The sequence below is a fragment of the Flavobacterium resistens genome (genome assembly GCF_900182645.1).
Taxonomy (GTDB): domain Bacteria; phylum Bacteroidota; class Bacteroidia; order Flavobacteriales; family Flavobacteriaceae; genus Flavobacterium; species Flavobacterium resistens.
In genome coordinates, this window is record NZ_FXTA01000002.1 from 672,289 (window position 1) to 693,404 (window position 21,116).

Consider the following 21,116-nt stretch of genomic DNA (forward strand, 5'->3'; position numbering starts at 1 on the left):
GTTTTTTTATTCTGAAATAACATTTCCTTTTTTATCATAGAAATGGTATTCTAAGTACGTGTAAGCGTCACGAGGTATGATTTTCACCCATTTCTTATGTTCAAAAAACCATTTTGAACGTAATGATGGAAAACCTTTGCTGAGGTATGCAGCCACAAACGGATGTGTGTTTAACACAACTTTATTGTGGGTTTTTAAAAGTCTTTCTAAATCAGAGGCGATCTTGTCAATTATTAATATTGGCGCTTCAATTTCGCCATTAATTTTATCTGGATCTTCTTCTCTAGTTTTAATATTAACTTCTGGTCTTACGCGCTGTCTTGTAATTTGGACCAAACCAAACTTACTCGGCGGTAATATTTTATGCTTTGCTTTATCGTCGCTCATTTCTTCTCGCAAGAAGTCGAACAAAACTTTCCTGTTTTCAGGATTAGACATATCGATAAAATCAACAACTATAATTCCGCCCATATCTCGCAGACGAAGTTGTCTGGCGATTTCTGCTGCGGCAATCATATTCACTTCCATGGCTGTATCTTCCTGGTTAGTTGCTTTGTTTGAACGGTTTCCGCTGTTGACGTCAATAACGTGCAACGCTTCAGTGTGTTCAATGATAAGATAAGCACCTTTACTCATCGAAACAGTTCGGCCAAAAGAAGTTTTGATTTGTCTCTCTATATTGTATTTCTCGAAAATCGGAGTGTCATTTGATTGATAAAACTTAACAATCGATTGTTTTGAAGGTGCAATTTCTTGCAGATATTCCTTCGTTTGATGGTACAACTCTTCGTCATCTATTTGAATACCGCTGAAGGTATCATTGAATACATCTCTTAATATTGAAGAAGCTCTGTTAAGCTCTCCTAATACTTTTGATGGATGATGAGCAGTTGGTAATTTTTTACACATTGCAGACCATCTGCCAAGCAGGTTCTGCAAATCTTTTTCTAATTCGGCTACGTTTTTGCCTTCGGCTACTGTACGAACAATAACACCAAATCCTTTAGGTTTGATCGATAGAACAAGTTTTTTTAGACGATCCTTTTCTTTTTTGTCTTCTATTTTTTGAGAAATAGAAACACGATCAGAAAAAGGAACTAGAACGATAAATCTTCCGGCAAGAGAAAGCTCAGCACTTATTCTTGGGCCCTTGGTCGATATAGGTTCTTTAACTACTTGAACTAAGACAGATTGATTGGCACTTAAAATATCAGTAATGATGCCATCTTTGTCAATCTCTTTTTCAAACTGAAAGGTTTTTAGGGAGAAATCTTTTATTTTACCTGCGCTTACAAGTTTTATGAATTTCAGTTGGGAAGCTAAATTTGGACCCAAATCATGATAATGTAAAAAGGCATCTTTTTCGAAGCCTACATTTACAAAAGCAGCGTTAAGTCCAGCAACTGGTTTTCTGATTTTGGCAATAAAAATATCACCAACCTGAAAGTTACTTTTTTCTTCTTCTTTATGTAATTCAATTAGTTTTCCATCTTTTAATAAGGCAAAATCTACTGCTTCAGAACTAGATCTAATGATTAATTCTTTATTCACACTGTAAATTTTTATCCAGACTTTTAGTTTCAGGTTTTAGATGTCAAGTTTCAAGTTTTGCAACTCATAACTTATAACTCATAACTCATAACTGAATTGTAAGGATGGATTAAACAATATTTTTAACAGGTATTAACCCGGTGAAAACTAGCTGGCAGTTTGCAGTTGCGAGTAATCAGTAGACTGAATACTAAAAACTGATGACTGAATACTAATTTTCAATTTCAATGAACGTTTAAAAAGAAAAAAGTAGTTTAAAACTACTTTTTCTTTTTGTGACGGTTAGCTCTCGCTCTTTTTTTACGTTTGTGAGTAGCTACCTTATGTCTCTTTCTTTTTTTACCACTTGGCATATCGTGTCAGATTTTATGTTAATTAATAGTATTATTTTGCTTCGTTGTTCGTTTTTACTCCTTCTACAAAAACTTTTGCAGGCTTAAACGCAGGGATGTTGTGTGCTGGAATTTTGATAGTTGTGTTTTTAGAAATGTTTCTACCAGTCTTTTCAGCTCTTGTTTTAACGATAAAGCTTCCGAAACCTCTTAGGTAAACATTGTCACCAGTTTCTAATGAAGTCTTAACTTCTTCCATAAAAGTTTCAACTGTTGCTTGAACATCTCCTTTTTCAAGACCAAGTTTCTCTGAAATTTTCGCTACGATATCTGCTTTCGTCATTTTCTTTCCTATTTTATTTTATAAATGATGTACTATTTTTTTGAGTTTGCAAATATAGGAATTAAAAAAATAATTAATCAAGCTAAATCGTTAAATTTTAATTACATAAACATTTACTTTTGTTTTCTAAGTATTTTTCAATGGATTTTTATAACGTACTGATAAATTGGTATTTACAAAACAAACGCGATTTGCCATGGCGTAAAACGGCCGATCCTTACCTGATTTGGCTCTCAGAAATTATGCTTCAGCAGACTCGTGTCGCTCAAGGAATGCCTTATTTTTTTGCATTTACAAAGGAATTTCCTACTGTTTTTGATTTGGCAAATGCCTCAGAAGAGCAAGTTTTGAAACTTTGGCAGGGATTGGGGTACTATTCTCGTGCTCGAAATTTGCATAAAACAGCGCAATACGTGGCAAATGAGCTCAATGGCGTTTTTCCGGAAAACTATAAAAGTTTATTACAATTAAAAGGAGTTGGAGAATATACCGCCGCCGCAATTGCATCTTTCTCCTATAATGAGGCTGTTCCTGTTGTTGACGGAAATGTTTTCAGAGTACTTTCTCGTTATTTTGATATAGAGTCCGATATTGCACTGCCGGCGACTAAAAAAGAGTTCGCCGAATTGGCTTCTGAATTAATGCCGAAAGATAATCCGGCAATCTTCAATCAGGCGATAATGGAATTTGGCGCTTTGCAATGTGTGCCGAAAAGTCCTAATTGTATGGTTTGTGATTTTAACGAAAGCTGTGCAGCATTGCAAAAAAAGAAAGTAGCCGATTTGCCAGTAAAACTAAAAAAGACAAAAGTGACAAATCGTTACTTTAATTATTTGGTTTTAGAAGATGTTATAGGTAATACATTAATCCAAAAAAGAACAGCTAAAGGAATTTGGCATAATTTATATGAATTCCCTCTTTTGGAAACTGATGAAATTGTAGGTTTTGAAGCAGTATCAAAAGCGGTGCAAAAAGATATTTTTCCTTCTTATACTATTATAGGTATAGAAGAATGTGCAGAAACTACTGTTGTGCACAAACTTTCACACCAACACCTTCATATACAGTTCTGGAAAGTTAAAATTAATTCTGAAATAGAGAATGGTTTGAGTTCCAGTGAGTTAAAAACGTTTCCTTTTCCAATTGTGATTTATAATTTTATTGAAAAGCAAGAAATAAATTGCTAAAAAAATGTATCTTTGGGAGAAATACTACCAAAAACTATGAACGGAACATTAAATAAGGTGATGCTAATTGGCCATTTAGGTGATGATGTAAAAATGCATTATTTTGATGGAGGAAACTGCATAGGACGTTTTCAGTTAGCTACAAATGAGGTTTACATTAATAAAACCACTAATGAAAAAATAACTTCGACGGAGTGGCATAATTTAGTAGTACGCAACAAAGCTGCTGAAATTTGTGAAAAATATTTATCAAAAGGGGATAAAATTTATGTCGAAGGACGTATAAAATCCCGTCAATGGCAGGCAGAAGACGGTACGACAAAATATACTACAGAAATTCAGGTTACAGAGTTTACTTTCCTGACTACCAAAAAAGAAACCGGAAATCATAAGCCACATCAGGATCAGGAATCGGCAAAAAACACTAACTTTGACGCTTCAAACGAAAGCTTGCCTATAAACGACTTGCCTTTCTGATTGTTTAACTAATCTTTTTTAATTTGGACCCAGAGCCCAGTTTACTTTTATCTACAACTTTAGACATCAATTTAATAATTGGTTTTGTCGGAATATTTATTTTGCTGTTTTTATCAGCCATTGTTTCAGGTGCCGAAGTCGCTCTTTTTTCTTTGTCTCAAAAAGATATCGATGAAGCACTGAATGAAAATCTCTCAAAAGGAAAAATCATTTCAAATCTTTTAGATAAGCCGAAGAAATTGCTGGCAACGCTTTTAGTTGCTAATAATTTTCTGAATATCGGGGTTGTTATTCTGTTTTCGTTTATTGGCAGAAATATTTTTTCTCATATCACTTCGCCTGCTTTTAAATTCTTTTTAGAAGTAGTTTTGGTCACTTTTCTGATATTATTATTTGCAGAAGTATTGCCGAAGGTTTACGCCAGCCGAAACAATTTAAAGTTTGCAAAACGTGTCGCTTATCCTATTGCTTTTTTAGACAAATTACTTTCGCCAATAAGTTTGCCGATGCGCACTGTTACCTTATATTTGCAACGTAAATTAGGAAAACAGAAGAACAGTTTTTCAATAAATCAGATTTCGCAAGCTCTAGAGCTTACAGATTCTGAAGGAACATCAACAGAAGAACAGAAAATATTAGAGGGAATTGTTTCTTTTGGAAATACGGATACCAAACAAGTTATGAGTCCGAGGATTGATGTTTTTGCTTTGGAAATTTCAGAAACATTTGCAGAAATTTATCCTAAAATTATTGAAAGTGGTTTTTCAAGAATTCCGATTTATAGAGACAATATTGATCAAATTGAAGGCGTTTTGTTCGTAAAAGATTTACTGCCTCATATTGATAAAGAAGAATTTGATTGGACGTCATTAATGCGTGAAGCTTTTTTTGTCCCTGAGAATAAAAAACTCGATAATTTATTAAAGGATTTTCAGAGTCTTAAAAGCCATTTGGCCATTGTGGTCGATGAATATGGAGGAACATCAGGGTTGGTTTCTTTAGAAGATGTTATAGAAGAAATAGTAGGAGATATCAGTGATGAGTTTGATGATGAAAACCTGAACTTTTCGCAAATTGATGAGAAGAATTTTCTTTTTGAAGGAAAAATAAACCTGAAAGATTTTTACAGAATTGTAGATGTTGATGAAGATGTTTTTGATGCGCACAAAGGCGAAGCCGAAACATTGGCAGGATTTATTCTGGAAATCTTAGGAAATTTTCCGAAAAAAGATCAAAAAATAGCTTTTGAGAACTGTGTTTTTACAATAGAAACAGTTGACAAAAAGCGTGTAAAACAAATAAAAGTAACGATAGATTAAGATGTTAAAAAAGATAATTTCAACAGCAGTAATTTTATTGACTCTAACTGTAGTAAGTTGTAAAGATGATGTATTGCCAAAACCGGCAAGTTTTCTGCGTTTAGATTATCCGGAAGCAAAATATGTTCATTTTGAAAATACTTGCCCGTTTGCTTTTGATATGAATGAAGCGGCAATTATTAAAGGCGAAAAAGATTGCGGATTTGCCATTACATACCCAAAAATGAAAGCCACAATTTATCTGACTTACAAACCTGTCCGCGGAGATATTAATAAGCTTTTAAAAGATGCTCAAAAATTGACATACGAGCATGTTATCAAAGCCGATGATATTTTAGAACAACCCTATTTAAACCCTGAAAAAAAGGTTTTCGGAATGTTTTACCAAGTTGATGGAAACGCAGCTACAAACTCACAATTTTACGTTACAGATAGTACAAAACACTTTTTAATAGGTTCAGTTTATTTTTATGCAAAACCTAATTTTGACTCAGTTATGCCAGCGGCGAGTTATATAAAGAATGATATGCAGAGGTTGATGGAAACGATAAAATGGAAATAAAAGACATTAAAAAAGGCGTTCAATTTGAACGCCTTTTTTATTATATGATTTGAGAATTTAAGATTTAAAATTCGAAACCTTATATGTTTTTCCGTCTCCAGTTCCTTGAACAACTCTAGTCAAAGATTCAGCATTTTGTATTGTTTTGTCAAAAGTTACAGTTGCTGTTTTTTTATCAAAATCAACTGCGGCTTTTTCAACTCCGTCAAGATTTGATAATTCTTTTTCAATAGTTTTGGCACATCCCATTGCGCAAGTCATTCCTTCAATTTCGAAACTTGCTGTTTGTACATTTTCAGCAGCAATTGCTTTGTGTTCTTTTGAAGTTGTTTCTAAAGGCTTTATGTTAGCCAGGTTTTTATCTTCTTCTTTCTTACAGCCAACTAATACTAAACCGGCAATAGCTAATGATGTGAATACTTTACTGAATTTCATATTTATGATTTTTAAATTGTCAATATGTTTGTTGCAAAATTAATAAAAACCAAGAGGTAAGTTCGTAAAATTATTACAAATTTGCAGTAAAATGCAATTTATGGAAACAAAACAGTTAAAGTGGATTTACTTGGCAATTCTTTCTCTTATTTGGGGAAGTTCTTTTATTCTGATAAAAAAGGGATTGATTGGTTTAACTGCGATTCAGGTAGGTTCGTTCCGAATTATTTTTGCAGCTTTGTTCTTGTTGATTGTAGGTTTCAATAGTTTGAAAAAGATTTCGCGTCGTCAATGGAAATTTGTTGCCATAACCTCGCTTTTCGGGACTTTTATGCCAGCATATCTTTTTGCCATTGCAGAAACTCAGGTCAATAGTTCGATTGTGGCGATTTTAAATTCTCTTACACCATTAAACACATTGATTTTAGGAATTATAGCGTTTGGTATTCAATTTCAAAAAAGACAAGTTTTAGGTGTTTTTGTGGGGCTTTTAGGGTGTTTGCTTTTGGTTTTAAGCGGAGATTCCGCAGGAGGAACTCAGAATTACTTATATGTTTTGCTGGTAGTTATTGCAACGCTTAGTTATGCAATCAATGTGAATTTGATTAAAAAATATTTACACGATTTAAATTCGGTCAGCATAACTACAGGGAATTTTGCTGTTTTGCTTTTGCCAGCATTAATCATCCTGAGCACAACTGATATTGGTCAAAAAATACATTTTGCAGAAACACAACATTCTATATTTTTTGTTGGAATTTTAGGGATTTTGGGAACCGGAATTGCTAATATTTTATTCTTTAAATTAATCCAAATGTCATCGCCTGTATTTGCAACATCGGTAACTTATTTGATTCCGATAGTAGCTTTTTTCTGGGGATTGTTAGATAATGAAATGCTGACGCCAATTCAGTTTTTTGGAGCATTTATTATTTTGATTGGAGTTTATTTATCGGCTAAGAAATAGTTTTTAATGTGAAATGTAAAATGTGATTTGCAAATTGATAAAGTGTCACCCTGAGCGAAGTCGAAGGGCGTTCCAATTGGACCGGAGCTTTGACTTCGCTCAGCCTGACAAACGTATCGATAAAAAAAAGCTTCGTCAAAGTTTTAAACTTTGACGAAGCCTATTAGAAAAGAAACCTTAGCAACTTAGCGCCTTAGAATCTTAGCATCTCTTAAAGAAAATCTGCATCAGAAACTCCTTCGTTTATTTTGATATCGGACATTTTGATATCCAATTCAAAACCAACATTCTGAATTAAATTAAAAGGAACTTTTACACCTTTTACTTCTTTATAATCATTGAAGTTTGTGATTTGCGTAACCGATTTTCCGCCTTGCTCGCGAACTTTTGACTCTGCCACTTTTAATCCAGATTTGATATCGTAGAAATAAGTTGTTTTGCCGTCTTTAATTGCATAAGCATCACTTCCGTTGATAGGTTCGATGCTATCAACTTTTAAATCGGTTCTTTTTGCTAATTGAAGTTCTTCAAAAGGAGCAGCATTTGCTTTCATTTCTTTTAAATCATCACCTTCTAAATTTTTGCGCTGACCTTGCTGTTCAATATAAGCACCTTTTTCATTTACAACCTGTTTCATCAAACTCATAGCTCCCATAGCAAGCGAAACCATCATTTTGCCTTTTGAATCCAATTTTGAAGTAAAAGTCAATGGAGTAGGAGCTTGCGGAATCGTTGTGCTTCCATTCATATAAAGCGTTTTAACTGAAGTCACTGCTTTTTCGCCTCCAATTGCTTTAATATAATTTTCGAAAACTGTTTTTGCAGTAACACTCGCAGGAGCTTCTTTTTTAGTTGCTGGTTTTTCAACCGGATTTCCGTATTTATCAAAATAATAAATCGGAATTTGAAGTTTCTCGATACCTGAAATTACATCAGAACCTTTTCCGACAATAACAATTCGCATATTGTCAAGTAGGAAATATTTGTTTGCAACACGGTAAATATCATCAGCCGATACATTATTTATGGTCTGAATGTATTTCTCATAGAAATCCGCAGGAAGTTTTTCTGTTTCGATATTTAAAGCATAACGCGCAACAGCCTGAGGTTTTTCAACCTGCATTACAAAACGCCCAATATATCCGGCTTTTACATTTTTCAAGACATCTTCAGAAACTTTTTCTGTTCTGATTCTTTTGATTTCTTTTATAAATTGAACAACAGCGCTGTCTGTAACCGAGTTACGAACGGCAGATGAAGCTTTGAATTTACCAACGTATTTTCCGGTTCCTATACTTGAATTAGCGCCATATGTCCAAGCGTGTTGTTCACGTAAATTCATGTTCAGATAACTGTTGAAATCGCCTCCTAAAATTTGATTTGCAATAACAGCAGGAAAAAAATCAGGATCGCTCATTTTCAAGTTTACTGTATTTACCAGCGAAATTTCAGACTGAACCGCATTTGGAACATCTACAAAATCAATTTGAAGTTTAGAAGCGTTTTCTGGATTCGGATAGGTGTTTTTTGGAGCAGACTGTTTTTTCCATCCGCCAAAAAGTTTTTCAACTGAGGTTTTTACATCTTTAAATTTCACATCTCCTATAACAACTAAATAAGCATTTTCTGGAACGAAATACGTATTGTAATTTGTCTGAACATCCGCAAGAGTTACATTTTTTACTGTTTCTTCAGAAAGATATTCTCCAGAAGGATGGTTTTTTCCAAAAGCCAAAACATCAACAACGCGATTTGCAATTGCCGGAACGCTTTTTTCTTCTGCCTTTAATCCTTCAATCAATTTTGCTTTTTCTTTGTCGAATTCAGTTTGAGTGAAATTTGGCTGTAAAGCGCCTTCTGCTAAAAGCTCTAAAACACGTCCAGAATATTTAGAAAGCGAACTAGCAAAAGCGCCTTGTGATGTAAAGTTGATGCTTGCGCCGTAGAAATCAATTTCTTCGTTAAAAGCTTCTTTAGTTGTTTTTTTGGTTCCGTTTCCAATTAAACTGCTGGTCAATTCATCAACACCTTTTTTGTTGCCTTCAGTAAAAGGAGCATTGTCTAGAGTTAAGTTGAAACTAACTCTTGGTAATTTATGGTTTTCGACAACTAAAACTTTCATGCCGTTTGCCAACACAAAAGTTTGCGGCTTTTTAATGTTGACTACTGGGGCGTTTCCTGGTTTTGGTTGTGGACGATCTTGTGCTATCATAATTCCTGTTAGGAAAAAAAGGATTAAAAAAGGATATATTTTTTTCATGATTCGATACTTCTTAGTTTTGAGATTTTGCAGTTGGAATATAATCTAAAATCAAGCGTTGGTTCGGGTTCAAATATTTCTTTGCAACTTCTCTGATTTCTTCTCTCGTTATAGAGTGGTAAATATCAATTTCAGTATTAATTAAATTTACGTCTCCATAAAGCAAATAATAAGAAGCAAGATTTTCTGCAATTCCTTCTACGCTTGAATTCGCATTCACAAAATTATTATCGAATTTATTCTGTAATTTTTCGTAATCTTTTTCAGAAATCAAATCGGTTTGGATTTTCACGATTTCTTCATCCATTTCTTTTAAAATGTCTGTTGTTGTATTTGGAGCCATTGGCAATCCATATAATATATAAGTTCCATAATCTTCCTGACTAAAACCAACAGCACCAATTTGAAGCGCCATCTTTTTATCATCAACGATTTTTTTATAAAGTTTAGAACTTTTTCCGTCACTTAAATAGGAAGAGATTAAGTCTAAAACTCTTGCGTCTCTCGTTTTCATTGACGGCGTTCTATACGAAGCAACAACCATCGGAATTTGAATATTTGGATCTTCGTATGTTGCTTTTATAGTTTGTGTAATAGGTTCTTCGGTATAGACTTGTTTTTTTACTGTTTCCCCTTTTGGAATTGGTCCGAAATATTTCTGAACCCATTCTTTAGCTTTAGCTTTATCGAAATCTCCGGCAACTACTAAAACAGCGTTGTTTGGCGTATAGAATTTTTTATTGAATGCCTGAAATTCTTCAAGAGTTGCAGCGTCTAAATCTTTCATTGAACCAATAGTTGTCCAGCGATACGGATGATTTTTGAACATATTCTTTTTAACCTCCGGAAGAATATTTCCGTAAGGCTGATTGTCGTAGCGCATTCTTTTTTCTTCTTTTACGACTTCATTCTGCGTATCAACTCCAATTTTATTAATAATAGGATGCATTAATCGTTCTGATTCCATCCATAAACCCAATTCTAAATTGTTTGATGGAAAAACTTCATAATAATACGTTCTGTCATCAGAGGTATTGGCATTGTTGACACCTCCGTTTGCAGTAACGATTTTCATCCATTCACCGCGTTTGATATTTTGAGTGCCTTCAAATAATAAATGTTCAAAAAAATGTGCAAAACCCGTTCGGTCAGGACGTTCGTCTTTTGAGCCTACGTGATACATTACAGATGTAATAACCACAGGCGCCGATGGATCGTTATGCAAAATTACATGCATTCCGTTATCTAGATTGTATTCTTCAAAAGCCACCTTTTGAGCATGTGCTACTCCGCCAAGCATTAGTGCTGCACTTAACATCATTATCGAATTTTTCATATAAGATTAATAAATTTATGATACCTAAAATAAGTAGGTAGCAAAAAGTTGAATATAGTTACTCCAAAAATAGTGTTTTTTGTGTATTATTTTAGAACTTATGCATTTATCGTTAAAAATTAATAGAAATTTACTTATAATTTTGATTTTAAAAACATTAAAAAGAGTTGAAAAACAGCCGTTAAACAGGAAAAAAATATTTTTGTCACAAGGGATTGCGTAGTAAATTATTAGTTGTATATTTGCAACCTTAAAAATCAATAAATCAATTTGATATGTATGCAATCGTAGAGATAGCAGGGCAACAATTTAAAGTAAGCAAAGACTTAAAGGTTTATGTTCACCGTTTAGCTAACGAAGAAGGTTCAAAAGTTTCTTTTGACAAAGTTCTTTTGTTAGACGATAATGGAAATGTAACTTTAGGCGCCCCAGCTATAGAAGGTGCTTCAGTAGAAGCTAAAGTGTTACAACACTTAAAAGGTGATAAAGTTATCGTTTTCAAAAAGAAAAGAAGAAAAGGATACAAAAAAAGAAATGGTCACAGACAATATCTTACTCAAATTGTAATTGAAGGTATTACTGCAGCAGGAGGAACTAAAAAAGCAGCAGCTAAAAAAGCAGTTGTAGCAGAAGAAGTAGCTACTGAAGAAGTAGAAGCTCCAAAAGCAAAAAAAGCAGCTCCAAAAGCAAAAAAAGAGACTACTAAAGAATAATAACAATATTTAAACTCATACGTCATGGCTCACAAGAAAGGTGTCGGTAGTTCGAAGAATGGTAGAGAATCAGAATCAAAACGTTTAGGCGTTAAGATTTATGGTGGTCAAGCTGCTATTGCTGGTAACATCATCGTTAGACAAAGAGGTTCAAAACACAATCCAGGTGAAAACGTTTACATCAGTAAAGATCACACACTACACGCAAGAGTAGCTGGAGTTGTTAAGTTCCAAAAGAAAAGAGATAACAAATCTTATGTATCTATTATCCCATTTGAGGCATAATAATCATAGATTACTTTTTATAAAAAACCCGTTCAGAAATGATCGGGTTTTTTGTTTTATAGGACAAAGACAAAGTATGTCATTTCGACGAAAGGAGAAATCACACCCAGTAAATTTCCCAAGGAGAATTGTCAATACTTGTCGAAATACAAGTGTGATTTCTCCTTTCGTGAAATGACAAAAAAGAAAAAACCTTTGTCAAAGTTTAAAACTTTGACAAAGGTTTTTATGTTATTAGAAATAATTGGAATTTGGAATTTAAGATTTGGAGTTTGAAATTTTTATTCCTCAGTATCTTTAGTCTCTTCCAATTCCTGAGATTTCTTTCCGACTTTTATTTTTGGGTTATCCTGAGTTCCGGTAACCATAAGAGGAATCCCGAAAATTCCCAAAGGAGGTAATCCTAAGCGCATTTTTAAGTTCAGTTTTCCGTCTAAGCTTGTTGTGCCTTCAATTCTAGGTCTAAAGCCTGCAAATTTAAATTTAAAGCGTTCTACGGTCATGATATTGTTCTTGATTGTAGTTTTAATGTCAACTTTAGAAACATCAGGATTTTTCATCGATTCCGAATTGGTTTCTTTGCTTACTGCGTTAAACATTTTCAGGCCTCGAACTTTCACATCTTTTACAGAAAGTGTTCCGCCTCCTGTTAATGAAGGATAAACAGGTTCCATTTTCCCGTTCAAACGTCCTTTTAATTGGTAATCTAAAGAAACAATTCCTTGTGCTTTTTCAGCTGCGCTGGCCATTTTTCTGAAAACTTCAACTTCATTATAAGCTCGTTTTATGTCAAAATCTGTTGCTTTTATGGCATAATCGAAATTTGCTTTTTGTGGCGTTACAGCCTGATAATTGGCGTTCATAGTTACTTTGCAACCTATTAAATCAAAACCTGTATTTTGCATCGTCAGTTTTCCTTTGTTCATGCTTAGATTTCCTGTTGCGTTTTGAAGATTTAATTTGTCGAAATTAACCTTTTGAGCATTGGCTGTAAATTGCAAATTCAGATTTGTCGGAATAATAATAACGCCACTTTGCGTATTTCCTGTTTTGGCTTCCGGTTTTGGAGTCGAATTTTGTGTTACAGAAGTTCCAGTTGTGGTTTCGGACATAAATTCATCAACATTGATATATCGTGATGAAGATTTAAAAGAACCTTTTAAAACGCCTGTATTTGTGGTCGCATAGTTAAAGACATTCTGCAAATAACCATTCATTGTAAAATCAGATTTTCCGTATGTAGCTAAAAAGTTATTGAAGTACATTTTATCCTGGTTAATCTTGAAAATCCCTTCTTTTATAATAAATTTTTTAGGAAGATATTCAGATGTAATTCCAATGTTTCGCAGTTCAAGCGTTCCTTTGTTATGAAGTTTGCTGTAATTTCCTTTTTCGGCATCGCTTTGTTTTCCTTTTAAAACAACATCGGCTTTTACAAACCCATCTAAATCTAAACCTTTTTGAGAAAAAACTTTGTAAATTTTATTGACATCCAATTCTCCTTTTGCTTTGATATCATATGTTAAATCATCAAAATTGCTTAAATCTGCTTCTACAAAAACGGGTTTTCCTTCAAAAGTAAATTGCGCCGGTTTTAGTTTTACTTTCAAATCGTCATAGGTTCCTTTTTGATTGTCAATTCTGGATTTAACAGTTATATTGGTAATTGGATTTGGGTAATAAGGTGTTTTTAAATAACCGTTTTCTAAATTAATAGTTCCTTGCGTTTTTGGGAAAAGTCTGTTTTTTTGGTCGAATTTTCCGTTTACAACAGCATCTCCGTCAAGATTTCCTTTTAATTCGATATTTGGAATTCCAAGAGCTGACATCAATTTTCCGAGATCTATTTTTGCTTTTAAATCCGCGTCAATATTTGGAGTATTTACACCGACTACATGAAATTTCGATTTCAAATAATCTTTATTAATATTTAATGAGAGATTTTTAGCCTCAATATCTGCAAGATCCGGATTTAAATTTGGGACTTTGGTTTTAATATCTAAATTAAGGTTTGAAACCGGAAATGCACTTTTGTTATAATTTACAAATCCGCTATCAATTTTTACGTCCAAATCTAATTCTGGTGCAATATTTTGAGACGCGATATAATCTCCTTTTAGCGTCAAAAGAAGATTTGTGTTTCCTTTTAGTTCGGTTTTAGAAAGCCAAGTTATATATTTTGGCGGGAATGCAGTGAAAACGTCATTAAGTTTGCTGTTTTCTGATTTTATAACAAAATCCATATTGTAGCCATCTTTAAGGAAATCAAATTTCCCTTTAAAATCGACTACAAGTTGATTGATTTTTAAGTTGTTTTGTTGAAAAAAGAAAGAAAGCGAGTTTACATTTACTTTGGTAATCAAATCTGCATCAACCTTTTTGTTCATCAAATACGGTTCACCATCATAAACGACATTCAGTTTTTCGATTTTAGCTTTCGAATACAAATCAAATACCGATTTGTTCAAATCACCTTTTCCTAAATAGTTAAAACCAAATGCATCAAAATGAACTTTTGTCGACAAATCGTCATAAATTATTTTACTATTTAAAATCTCAATTCGTTCTAGTTTTAAAGCCGTTTCTGTACTGTTTTCGGGTTTTGAAGTGGCTTTAGATTTATAGATATTGTAATTTGCCTCACCTTTTGAATTTACCTTTACATTAATAAAAGAATCCGATAAATAGATTTGATCAATTTTTACGGCTTTGCTAAAAACAAGGCTGGCAACATTTATTCCAAACGAAACTTCTTTTGCTGTAATGAATTTTTCATTTGTATAAGGAGCTGATCCATTTAGGTGTAAGTCGGTTAATGTTAAAGTCAGTGAAGGAAAATGATGGAAAAATGAAACCGAAACATCAGAATAATTCAATTCTGCGCTAAGCTTTTCATTGGCTGTTTTTTTAATTTGTTCTTTGATTTTATCGGCAAAAATAATCGGAGTTAAAAAAAGCAGGGCAATAATAACGGCGAAAGTTATTCCAAGATACTTTGCGATTTTTAATAAAATGGATTTGGTTTTGCTTTTGGACATGATAAAATATTTAGATTAGAAAAAGGGTAAAAATGATAAAATGAAGTTGTTTTATCCGTGAACAGTTTCATTTTTACCATAATTGGTAATGATAGAACCTTCATATTCAATCCACTCTTTCCAGCGTTTGTCAATGTCAATATTGTCTTGATATTTTCTGGCGAATCCAAGAAAAGTAGTATAATGCCCAGCTTCAGAAATCATTAAATCACGATAGAATTTTGCTAATTCTTCATCTTTGATATTTTCTGAAAGCACTTTAAAACGTTCACAACTTCTGGCTTCAATCATGGCTGAAAACAATAATCGGTCGCAAAGGGCGTCTCTTCGGCTTCCGTCTTTTTTCATGAATTTAAAAAGTTCATTTACATAATGATCTTTTCTTTCGCGTCCTAAAGTGAGTCCGCGTTTTTTGATTACATCGTGAACCATTTGCAAATGCTCTAATTCTTCTCTGGCAATTACGAGCATTTCTGTGACTAACTCCTCTAATTCAGAATTATACGTTACGATACTGATCGCGTTTGAAGCCGCTTTTTGTTCGCACCAGGCATGATCTGTTAAAATTTCTTCGATATTCGATTCGACGATATTTACCCATCGAGGGTCTGTAGCTAATTTTAATCCCAACATAATTTTCCAGCATTTAGATTTTGCAAAATTAGTGTTTTTTTACAACCGAATCTCGGGAAATTGGGTGCAAATCCGCGGAAAAAAGCATTATTTTGTAATATGAAACAAATATTATGAATCAGATAAAAAAACTGTTAATTATTGGGTTTGTTTGGCCTGAGCCAAATTCTTCTGCTGCGGGCGGAAGAATGATGCAATTGATTTCGATTTTTAAGCAAAACGGATTCGAAATTACTTTTGTCAGCGCCGCGCAAGACAGTGATTTTATGGTTGATTTAGCTGAATTTGAGGTAACGAAAAAGAGCATCGAACTCAATTCGACAAGTTTTGATGATTTTGTAATCGAGTTAAATCCAGAAGTTGTTTTGTTTGATCGTTTTATGATTGAGGAACAATTTGGCTGGCGCGTTGTTGAAAAATGTCCAAATGCAATCCGAATTTTAGATACTGAAGATTTGCATTGTTTGAGAACCGCAAGGCAAAAAGCTTTTAAAGAAAATCGAGCTTTTGAAATTCATGATTTATTGTCCGAAGAAGTTGCCAAACGTGAAATCGCCAGCATTTTGAGGTGTGATTTATCTTTGATTATTTCCGAATTTGAAATGAACATTCTAAAAGATGTTTTCAAAATAAGTAGTGATCTGTTGTTTTATCTTCCGTTTTTGGTCGAAAAAATGAATGAAGAAGAGCTGTTGAAGCTTCCTTCTTTTGAGAATCGAAATAACTTTGTTTTCATTGGAAATTTTCTTCATGAACCGAATTGGAATACCGTTCAATATCTAAAAGAAGCCATTTGGCCTTTAATAAAAAAGAATTTTCGAGAAGCAGTTTTAGAAGTTTACGGCGCTTATCCGTCACAGAAAGTATTACAATTGCATCAGCCTAAAAATGGATTTTTTATAATGGGAAGGGCGGAAGACGCTAATGAAGTGGTGAAAAAATCCAGAGTTGTTTTAGCTCCAATTCGGTTTGGTGCAGGTTTAAAAGGAAAATTATTAGAAGCCATGCAATGCGGAACGCCAAGTATAACAACTTATATTGGTTCTGAAGGAATGCATGAGGGTTTAGTCTGGAATGGTTTTATTGAAGATAATCCAGAGGAGTTTGCAAAAAAGGCAATTGCACTTTATCAAAATGAAAATCTCTGGAAAGAATCGCAAAAAAACGGAATTACAATTATTAATAAATGTTACCAAAAAAATGATTATTCAGAGAAGCTGATTTCGTTGACAAATTCACTTTTAGAAGATCCTGAAAATCATCGTCTTCATAATTTTATGGGAAATTTGCTGCAACATCACGCGTATAAAAGCACCATGTATATGTCAAAATGGATTGAAGCGAAAAACAAAAATTAAGCTTGCATTTTTCCAAAACCTACCGTTTCGCGATACATTTGAGGCGAAACATCAGCATTGGTTTTAAAGAAACGACTGAAATAATGTTCGTCATCATAACCTAATTCGTATGCAATTTCTTTGACGGTTTTGTTGGTGAGATATAATTCTCTTTTAGCTTCGATAATTATTCTTTCTGAAATTAAATCAGTTAAGGTTTTATTGAAATAATTCTTCGATAATTTGGCCAATGCTTTTGGCGAAATATTCAGCAAATCAGCATAATTTCCGGCGGAATGTTTTGTTTTAAAATTCAATTCAATCGCATCTTTTAAGTTTTGAAGAATAATAGGTTCTTTAGCATCCGGAACCGATTTCATTTCTTCTAATTGTTCTGTTTTTAATCTTGAAGCTGTAATTAAAAATATTTTCAAATACGAAATAAGCAATTCATATTGTGCCAATTCAGCATTTTGAATTTCGGCTTTCATTTGTTCTAAAACCATTTTGAAAGTTTGCTCAGCTTGTTCTGTAACCTTTACATAAGGCGGCTGATAAATGTTGTTGAATAAAACGCCGTTGCATGAAACTTCTTTCTGATGCATGTGAATACAGTAAAAATCAGGGTGAAAATGAATTGCAATTCCTTCAATTGGTTCACTTACGCAAAGCATAAAAGGCTGATACGGAGAAAAAGCAAGGAGTGAGTTTTCTTCAAAATGATGTTCTGCAAAATCGGCTTTTACTTTGCCTTTTCCTTTTGTTACCCAGATTAACGAATAATAATTATTACGTTGCAAATGATCAAAATGAATGTTATCCTCAAACGGAAGAATTTTAAAGGCTAAATTGCCAGTTTGCGGATTTATTAAAGTGGAAACATTTTGAGAGTTCATTAAGTACTGTTTTATAATTTACGATCTTCTTCTTTAATTGGCAAATCATTAATGCTGGCAAATCTTTTTTGCATATAACCGTTTTCATCAAATTCCCAATTTTCGTTGCCATAACTACGAAACCATTGTCCTGACTGATCTTGCCACTCATATTCAAATCGAACAGCCATTCTGTTTTCACGAAAACCCCATAATTCTTTTTTGAGTTTGTAGTGAAGTTCTTTTTGCCATTTTGCAGTAAGAAATTGTTTAACTTCTTCGCGTCCATTGATGAAGTCGGTTCTGTTTCTCCACTCGGTATCAATAGTATAAGCGAGAGCTACTTTTTCAGGATCTTTTGTATTCCATGCATCTTCAGCTATTTGAACTTTTTGAAGAGCAGTTTCCATTGTAAATGGAGGTAAAGGATGTCTTTGTGGTTCCATGATCAATTTTTTATGATAAAGATAGTCATGAAAAGAATTCACAACTATCTTTATAAATTGTTTTTTGTTATAGTGATTGCGTACTTCTTTATTAAACTGCTGGAAAGTCAATTTCAGTGTTGGCAACGTTGTTGAAGTAATTTGTTAAAACATTCAAGGCAACGTGAGCAATAGTTTCTGCAATTTCGGCATCAGAAACTCCTGCATTTTTAGCTTTGTTTACATCTTCGTCGTTTACTAAACCATTTTTGCTGATTAATGTTTTAGCCAATTGTAAAATAGCTTCTGTTTTAGCATCTGTAGAATTTCCTGATCTTGCTGCTTTTAAAACAGCTGGATCTGCTTTTACTAATTTTTCTCCAATAAAAGTGTGGGCTGCTAAACAATAATCACAAGAATTGCTTTCTGAAACTGCTAAGGCGATTAATTCGCCAGTTTTTGCACTTAATTTCCCGTGGCTCAAAGCACCGCTTAAATTCAAATATCCTTCAAGAACTGCTGGAGAATTTCCCATTGTTCTCATCATGTTTGGTACAACGCCTAATTTTGCTTGAACTGCGTTGAATAAATCTTTAGTTTTTCCTGTTACTTCGTCTGGGTTTAATGCTGTTAATCGTGTCATTTTATTTAATTTTTTAAGTTGTTATTTGTTGTTGTCTTTTGACATTACAAAGTTGCGACGATTACAGATTTTAGAACATGGAGAATGTACGCTATGTGATGGATAATTTTCCCTCTTCTATTTTTGGATGAAATTTTGGTTTTTTTTAGATTTCAATGATGGGGGATTTTTTTAGGAGCTAATCCCGCTATCCGTTACAATCTTTTGTGCCTCGTTAAAGAAACGAGGCACAAAAGGATTTTCACTTCTATCGGGGCTAGGGCACTCGTTTTCATAAGAAGGTTTTCGTTTAAATATTGGGTGTAAATTTTAAAAAGTTTTTTCGTCTAGTTTGTCATTCCGAGGAACGAGGAATCTCCGCGAGAAACTCTGTACTCAGAATCGACAATCTTTGTGGAACTACTTACGGAAATTCTTCGTTCCTCGGAATGACAAATATTGCGTAAAAAAAACAGATTGCACTTTTGAGGGCAACCTGTTTTTAAAATTATATTTTTGAAAAGTTTATTTCAAAACACCTTCAACAGCCTGAATAGTTGTAGCATGATAACCAGATTTCGCTTTATCAAAAACCTGTTTCGCCCAAACTTTTCCTTCAGGAGTTTTAACCATTTCTTTGTAAAGCATCATTACAGATCCAGTTCTACTGATTCCAATTAAAAATTGCTCAATTGCTGGATACGCTGGTTTGTATTGATGTTTTAATGCTTGAACAAACCATTGACGCTTGATAATAAAGTTTCCGCCTTTTGTAAAGTTGAATTCTTTGTCAATTGCGTCCATTTCTGTGATTGTAATATCAGCAGGAAGATGGTCTATAAAATGTTGTTTTTCTGCAGTTGTAGTGATTTTTTTGCTTAAACCAGTAACGCCAGTTTCTCTCCAGCTTTTTTGGATTGCATCAATTGCATCAAAATCAGCAGAACTTACCGGAAGAATGTTTGATGGAATTCCTGGTTTGTAGATCCAGTCTTCTAATTTGATTTTATCTGCTAGAGCTTTGTCGCCTTTAATCAAATTCTCATTCAAATATTTTACAAAATCTTCTGTTGTGATTGATTTGAAAGCATGAGAATCGAAATAATTCTTAATAAACGGATCGAATTTATCGCGTCCAACAGCGTTTTCAATAACTCTTAAAAATGCATATCCTTTAACATAAGGAATTTGACTGATTCCGTCATCCGGATTTCTTCCTGTCAAACTAACTTTTAATCTTGTGTCTGGATTTGTATCGCCATATTCCGTAACGTTATCAGTTAATTCTTTGTTTGTGATAACATTTTGCATTTCAAATTCTTTCTTACCGAAGATTGCTTCTCCGATTCTGTGTTCAACATAAGTTGTGAAACCTTCGTTTAGCCAAATATCATCCCAAGTTGCGTTTGTAACTAGGTTTCCGCTCCAGCTGTGTCCTAATTCGTGTGCCAACAAACTTGTTAACGAACGATCTCCGGCAATAACGCCTGGAGTTAAGAAAGTCAAGTTTGGATTTTCCATTCCGCCATAAGGGAAGCTTGGAGGTAAAACCAAAACATCATAACGTCCCCAACGATATGGTCCATAAAGTTTTTCAGCAGCATTTACCATTTTTCCAAGTTCTGCAAATTCCCAAGCCGATTTTTTTAGCATTGATGGTTCTGCATAAACACCAGTTCTATTGTCGATTGCTTGAAATTCGATATCTCCAACTGCAATTGCCATTAAATAAGACGGAATTGCTTTGTCTTGTTTGAAAGTATAAACGCCAGTATCATTCTTCTTCTGCGGATTTACGGCGCTCATAACCGCTAATAAATCTTTAGGAACTGTAACTTTTGCATTATAAGTAAAACGAATTCCTGGTGAATCCTGGCAAGGGATCCAAGTTCTTGACCAAACGCTTTCTCCTTGAGAAAAAACAAAAGGTTTCTTTTTGTCTGCCGTCTGTTCTGGTTTTAGCCATTGTAGCGCAACACCATCTTTAGTTGTGTTGTAGTAAATGTTTACTTTGGTTGTATTTGGTTCAATAGTAATATGAAGTGGTTTTCCGTGAAATTCTGTGTCTGCGCCAAGTTTGAATTTTGTTTCTTTTTCGTCGTCACCTAAAGTTACTTTTGTAATATTTAAAGTGTTTTCATCGAAAATGATTTCATTTCCTTTGCTGATATTATCGATCTGCCAAGATGCTTTTCCTGAAATAGTTTGTGTATCAAAATCAACTTTAATATCAAGATCAAGATGTTTTACAACAGCAAGTTCTGGTTTCGAATAACTGTGTTCATCGACAATGGCTGTTGCTTTTTCGGTTTGTTCTTTTTTCTGGCAAGCAATTGCTGTCAGAAATAAAGCTGCAAGAATTAATTTCTTCATATTGTGAGGTATTGAATTAGAGGATGAAAATTAAACAAAAAATCCC

19 protein-coding genes are annotated in these 21,116 nt (G+C 33.7%); 8 read left to right on the forward strand and 11 right to left on the reverse strand.

The features are described 5' to 3' along the window. Nucleotides 1-6 precede the first annotated feature (6 nt). Together FN795_RS08975 and FN795_RS08980 are read right to left on the reverse strand one after the other, a co-directional pair. Nucleotides 7-1,551 (reverse strand): Rne/Rng family ribonuclease, encoded by a 1,545-nt coding sequence (locus tag FN795_RS08975; RefSeq protein ID WP_142450299.1) that lies wholly within the window; start codon nucleotides 1,549-1,551, stop codon nucleotides 7-9. A gap of 384 nt (nucleotides 1,552-1,935) precedes the next feature. Then, nucleotides 1,936-2,226, reverse strand: a complete 291-nt coding sequence (locus FN795_RS08980; protein WP_007805026.1) for an HU family DNA-binding protein — start codon at nucleotides 2,224-2,226, stop codon at nucleotides 1,936-1,938. Between the two features lie 140 nt (nucleotides 2,227-2,366). Here FN795_RS08980 and mutY point away from each other — a divergent pair, with 140 nt between their 5' ends. Genes mutY through gldD form a run of 4 tightly spaced genes read left to right on the forward strand, consistent with a single transcriptional unit; the run spans nucleotide 2,367 to nucleotide 5,771 of the window. After that, nucleotides 2,367-3,413 carry an A/G-specific adenine glycosylase gene (gene mutY / locus FN795_RS08985; RefSeq protein ID WP_142450300.1) on the forward strand — a complete coding sequence of 349 codons (1,047 nt, stop codon included), beginning with the start codon at nucleotides 2,367-2,369 and terminating at the stop codon, nucleotides 3,411-3,413. Between the two features lie 36 nt (nucleotides 3,414-3,449). Beyond that, complete coding sequence (locus FN795_RS08990; protein WP_026983816.1) at nucleotides 3,450-3,890, forward strand: single-stranded DNA-binding protein; 441 nt, start codon at nucleotides 3,450-3,452, stop codon at nucleotides 3,888-3,890. A 23-nt stretch (nucleotides 3,891-3,913) separates the two neighbouring features. Further along, on the forward strand, nucleotides 3,914-5,209 hold the full coding sequence (locus FN795_RS08995) for a gliding motility-associated protein GldE (RefSeq protein WP_142450301.1): 1,296 nt from the start codon (nucleotides 3,914-3,916) through the stop codon (nucleotides 5,207-5,209). A 1-nt stretch (nucleotide 5,210) separates the two neighbouring features. Further along, on the forward strand, nucleotides 5,211-5,771 hold the full coding sequence (gene gldD, locus FN795_RS09000) for a gliding motility lipoprotein GldD (RefSeq protein ID WP_142450302.1): 561 nt from the start codon (nucleotides 5,211-5,213) through the stop codon (nucleotides 5,769-5,771). Nucleotides 5,772-5,828: 57 nt separating this feature from the next. Here gldD and FN795_RS09005 read toward each other — a convergent pair whose 3' ends face one another. Continuing rightward, nucleotides 5,829-6,206: a heavy-metal-associated domain-containing protein gene (locus FN795_RS09005; protein ID WP_142450303.1), complete on the reverse strand. Its 378-nt coding sequence runs from the start codon at nucleotides 6,204-6,206 to the stop codon at nucleotides 5,829-5,831. Nucleotides 6,207-6,306: 100 nt separating this feature from the next. Between FN795_RS09005 and FN795_RS09010 the strand changes: the two genes are divergently transcribed. Continuing rightward, nucleotides 6,307-7,173 carry a DMT family transporter gene (locus FN795_RS09010; RefSeq protein ID WP_142450304.1) on the forward strand — a complete coding sequence of 289 codons (867 nt, stop codon included), beginning with the start codon at nucleotides 6,307-6,309 and terminating at the stop codon, nucleotides 7,171-7,173. Between the two features lie 211 nt (nucleotides 7,174-7,384). Here FN795_RS09010 and FN795_RS09015 read toward each other — a convergent pair whose 3' ends face one another. Beyond that, the gene (locus FN795_RS09015; RefSeq protein WP_208743576.1) at nucleotides 7,385-9,433 is read right to left on the reverse strand and encodes an insulinase family protein; all 2,049 of its coding nucleotides are present in this window, start codon (nucleotides 9,431-9,433) and stop codon (nucleotides 7,385-7,387) included. A gap of 13 nt (nucleotides 9,434-9,446) precedes the next feature. After that, the gene (locus FN795_RS09020; RefSeq protein ID WP_035645514.1) at nucleotides 9,447-10,769 is read right to left on the reverse strand and encodes a M16 family metallopeptidase; all 1,323 of its coding nucleotides are present in this window, start codon (nucleotides 10,767-10,769) and stop codon (nucleotides 9,447-9,449) included. Nucleotides 10,770-11,044: 275 nt separating this feature from the next. Here FN795_RS09020 and rplU point away from each other — a divergent pair, with 275 nt between their 5' ends. After that, nucleotides 11,045-11,482, forward strand: a complete 438-nt coding sequence (gene rplU, locus FN795_RS09025; protein WP_142450305.1) for a 50S ribosomal protein L21 — start codon at nucleotides 11,045-11,047, stop codon at nucleotides 11,480-11,482. Nucleotides 11,483-11,506: 24 nt separating this feature from the next. Beyond that, nucleotides 11,507-11,767 (forward strand): 50S ribosomal protein L27, encoded by a 261-nt coding sequence (gene rpmA / locus FN795_RS09030; RefSeq protein ID WP_012023622.1) that lies wholly within the window; start codon nucleotides 11,507-11,509, stop codon nucleotides 11,765-11,767. A 281-nt stretch (nucleotides 11,768-12,048) separates the two neighbouring features. Here the strand turns inward: rpmA and FN795_RS09035 are convergent, their stop codons facing one another. Beyond that, nucleotides 12,049-14,805 carry an AsmA-like C-terminal region-containing protein gene (locus tag FN795_RS09035; protein WP_142450306.1) on the reverse strand — a complete coding sequence of 919 codons (2,757 nt, stop codon included), beginning with the start codon at nucleotides 14,803-14,805 and terminating at the stop codon, nucleotides 12,049-12,051. A 51-nt stretch (nucleotides 14,806-14,856) separates the two neighbouring features. Beyond that, on the reverse strand, nucleotides 14,857-15,438 hold the full coding sequence (gene miaE / locus FN795_RS09040; RefSeq protein WP_142450307.1) for a tRNA-(ms[2]io[6]A)-hydroxylase: 582 nt from the start codon (nucleotides 15,436-15,438) through the stop codon (nucleotides 14,857-14,859). Between the two features lie 113 nt (nucleotides 15,439-15,551). On the opposite strand from miaE, the gene FN795_RS09045 reads away from it, so the two are divergent. Further along, a complete protein-coding gene (locus tag FN795_RS09045) occupies nucleotides 15,552-16,796 on the forward strand; it encodes a glycosyltransferase (RefSeq protein WP_142450308.1) in 1,245 nt (414 codons plus the stop codon). Here FN795_RS09045 and FN795_RS09050 read toward each other — a convergent pair. The 4 genes from FN795_RS09050 to FN795_RS09065 form a co-directional block, all read right to left on the reverse strand. Further along, nucleotides 16,793-17,671: a helix-turn-helix domain-containing protein gene (locus FN795_RS09050; RefSeq protein ID WP_142450309.1), complete on the reverse strand. Its 879-nt coding sequence runs from the start codon at nucleotides 17,669-17,671 to the stop codon at nucleotides 16,793-16,795. The two genes, FN795_RS09045 and FN795_RS09050, sit on opposite strands and share 4 nt — an antisense overlap. 11 nt (nucleotides 17,672-17,682) lie before the next feature. Beyond that, nucleotides 17,683-18,096, reverse strand: a complete 414-nt coding sequence (locus tag FN795_RS09055; protein WP_142450310.1) for a nuclear transport factor 2 family protein — start codon at nucleotides 18,094-18,096, stop codon at nucleotides 17,683-17,685. A 91-nt stretch (nucleotides 18,097-18,187) separates the two neighbouring features. Then, nucleotides 18,188-18,718, reverse strand: a complete 531-nt coding sequence (locus tag FN795_RS09060; RefSeq protein ID WP_142450311.1) for a carboxymuconolactone decarboxylase family protein — start codon at nucleotides 18,716-18,718, stop codon at nucleotides 18,188-18,190. A 504-nt stretch (nucleotides 18,719-19,222) separates the two neighbouring features. Further along, a complete protein-coding gene (locus FN795_RS09065; RefSeq protein WP_142450312.1) occupies nucleotides 19,223-21,070 on the reverse strand; it encodes a hydrolase/aminopeptidase in 1,848 nt (615 codons plus the stop codon). Nucleotides 21,071-21,116 lie beyond the last annotated feature (46 nt).

Coding starts and splice junctions, on each gene's coding strand:
- FN795_RS08980 (WP_007805026.1), bottom strand. CDS start 2,226: ATGACGAAAGCAGATATCGTAGCGAAAATTTCAGAGAAACTTGGTCTT.
- rplU (WP_142450305.1), top strand. CDS start 11,045: ATGTATGCAATCGTAGAGATAGCAGGGCAACAATTTAAAGTAAGCAAA.
- FN795_RS09045 (WP_142450308.1), top strand. CDS start 15,552: ATGAATCAGATAAAAAAACTGTTAATTATTGGGTTTGTTTGGCCTGAG.
- FN795_RS09015 (WP_208743576.1), bottom strand. CDS start 9,433: ATGAAAAAAATATATCCTTTTTTAATCCTTTTTTTCCTAACAGGAATT.
- rpmA (WP_012023622.1), top strand. CDS start 11,507: ATGGCTCACAAGAAAGGTGTCGGTAGTTCGAAGAATGGTAGAGAATCA.
- mutY (WP_142450300.1), top strand. CDS start 2,367: ATGGATTTTTATAACGTACTGATAAATTGGTATTTACAAAACAAACGC.
- FN795_RS09020 (WP_035645514.1), bottom strand. CDS start 10,769: ATGAAAAATTCGATAATGATGTTAAGTGCAGCACTAATGCTTGGCGGA.
- FN795_RS09050 (WP_142450309.1), bottom strand. CDS start 17,671: ATGAACTCTCAAAATGTTTCCACTTTAATAAATCCGCAAACTGGCAAT.
- gldD (WP_142450302.1), top strand. CDS start 5,211: ATGTTAAAAAAGATAATTTCAACAGCAGTAATTTTATTGACTCTAACT.
- FN795_RS09065 (WP_142450312.1), bottom strand. CDS start 21,070: ATGAAGAAATTAATTCTTGCAGCTTTATTTCTGACAGCAATTGCTTGC.
- FN795_RS09060 (WP_142450311.1), bottom strand. CDS start 18,718: ATGACACGATTAACAGCATTAAACCCAGACGAAGTAACAGGAAAAACT.
- FN795_RS09035 (WP_142450306.1), bottom strand. CDS start 14,805: ATGTCCAAAAGCAAAACCAAATCCATTTTATTAAAAATCGCAAAGTAT.
- FN795_RS09005 (WP_142450303.1), bottom strand. CDS start 6,206: ATGAAATTCAGTAAAGTATTCACATCATTAGCTATTGCCGGTTTAGTA.
- FN795_RS09010 (WP_142450304.1), top strand. CDS start 6,307: ATGGAAACAAAACAGTTAAAGTGGATTTACTTGGCAATTCTTTCTCTT.
- FN795_RS08990 (WP_026983816.1), top strand. CDS start 3,450: ATGAACGGAACATTAAATAAGGTGATGCTAATTGGCCATTTAGGTGAT.
- FN795_RS09055 (WP_142450310.1), bottom strand. CDS start 18,096: ATGGAACCACAAAGACATCCTTTACCTCCATTTACAATGGAAACTGCT.
- miaE (WP_142450307.1), bottom strand. CDS start 15,438: ATGTTGGGATTAAAATTAGCTACAGACCCTCGATGGGTAAATATCGTC.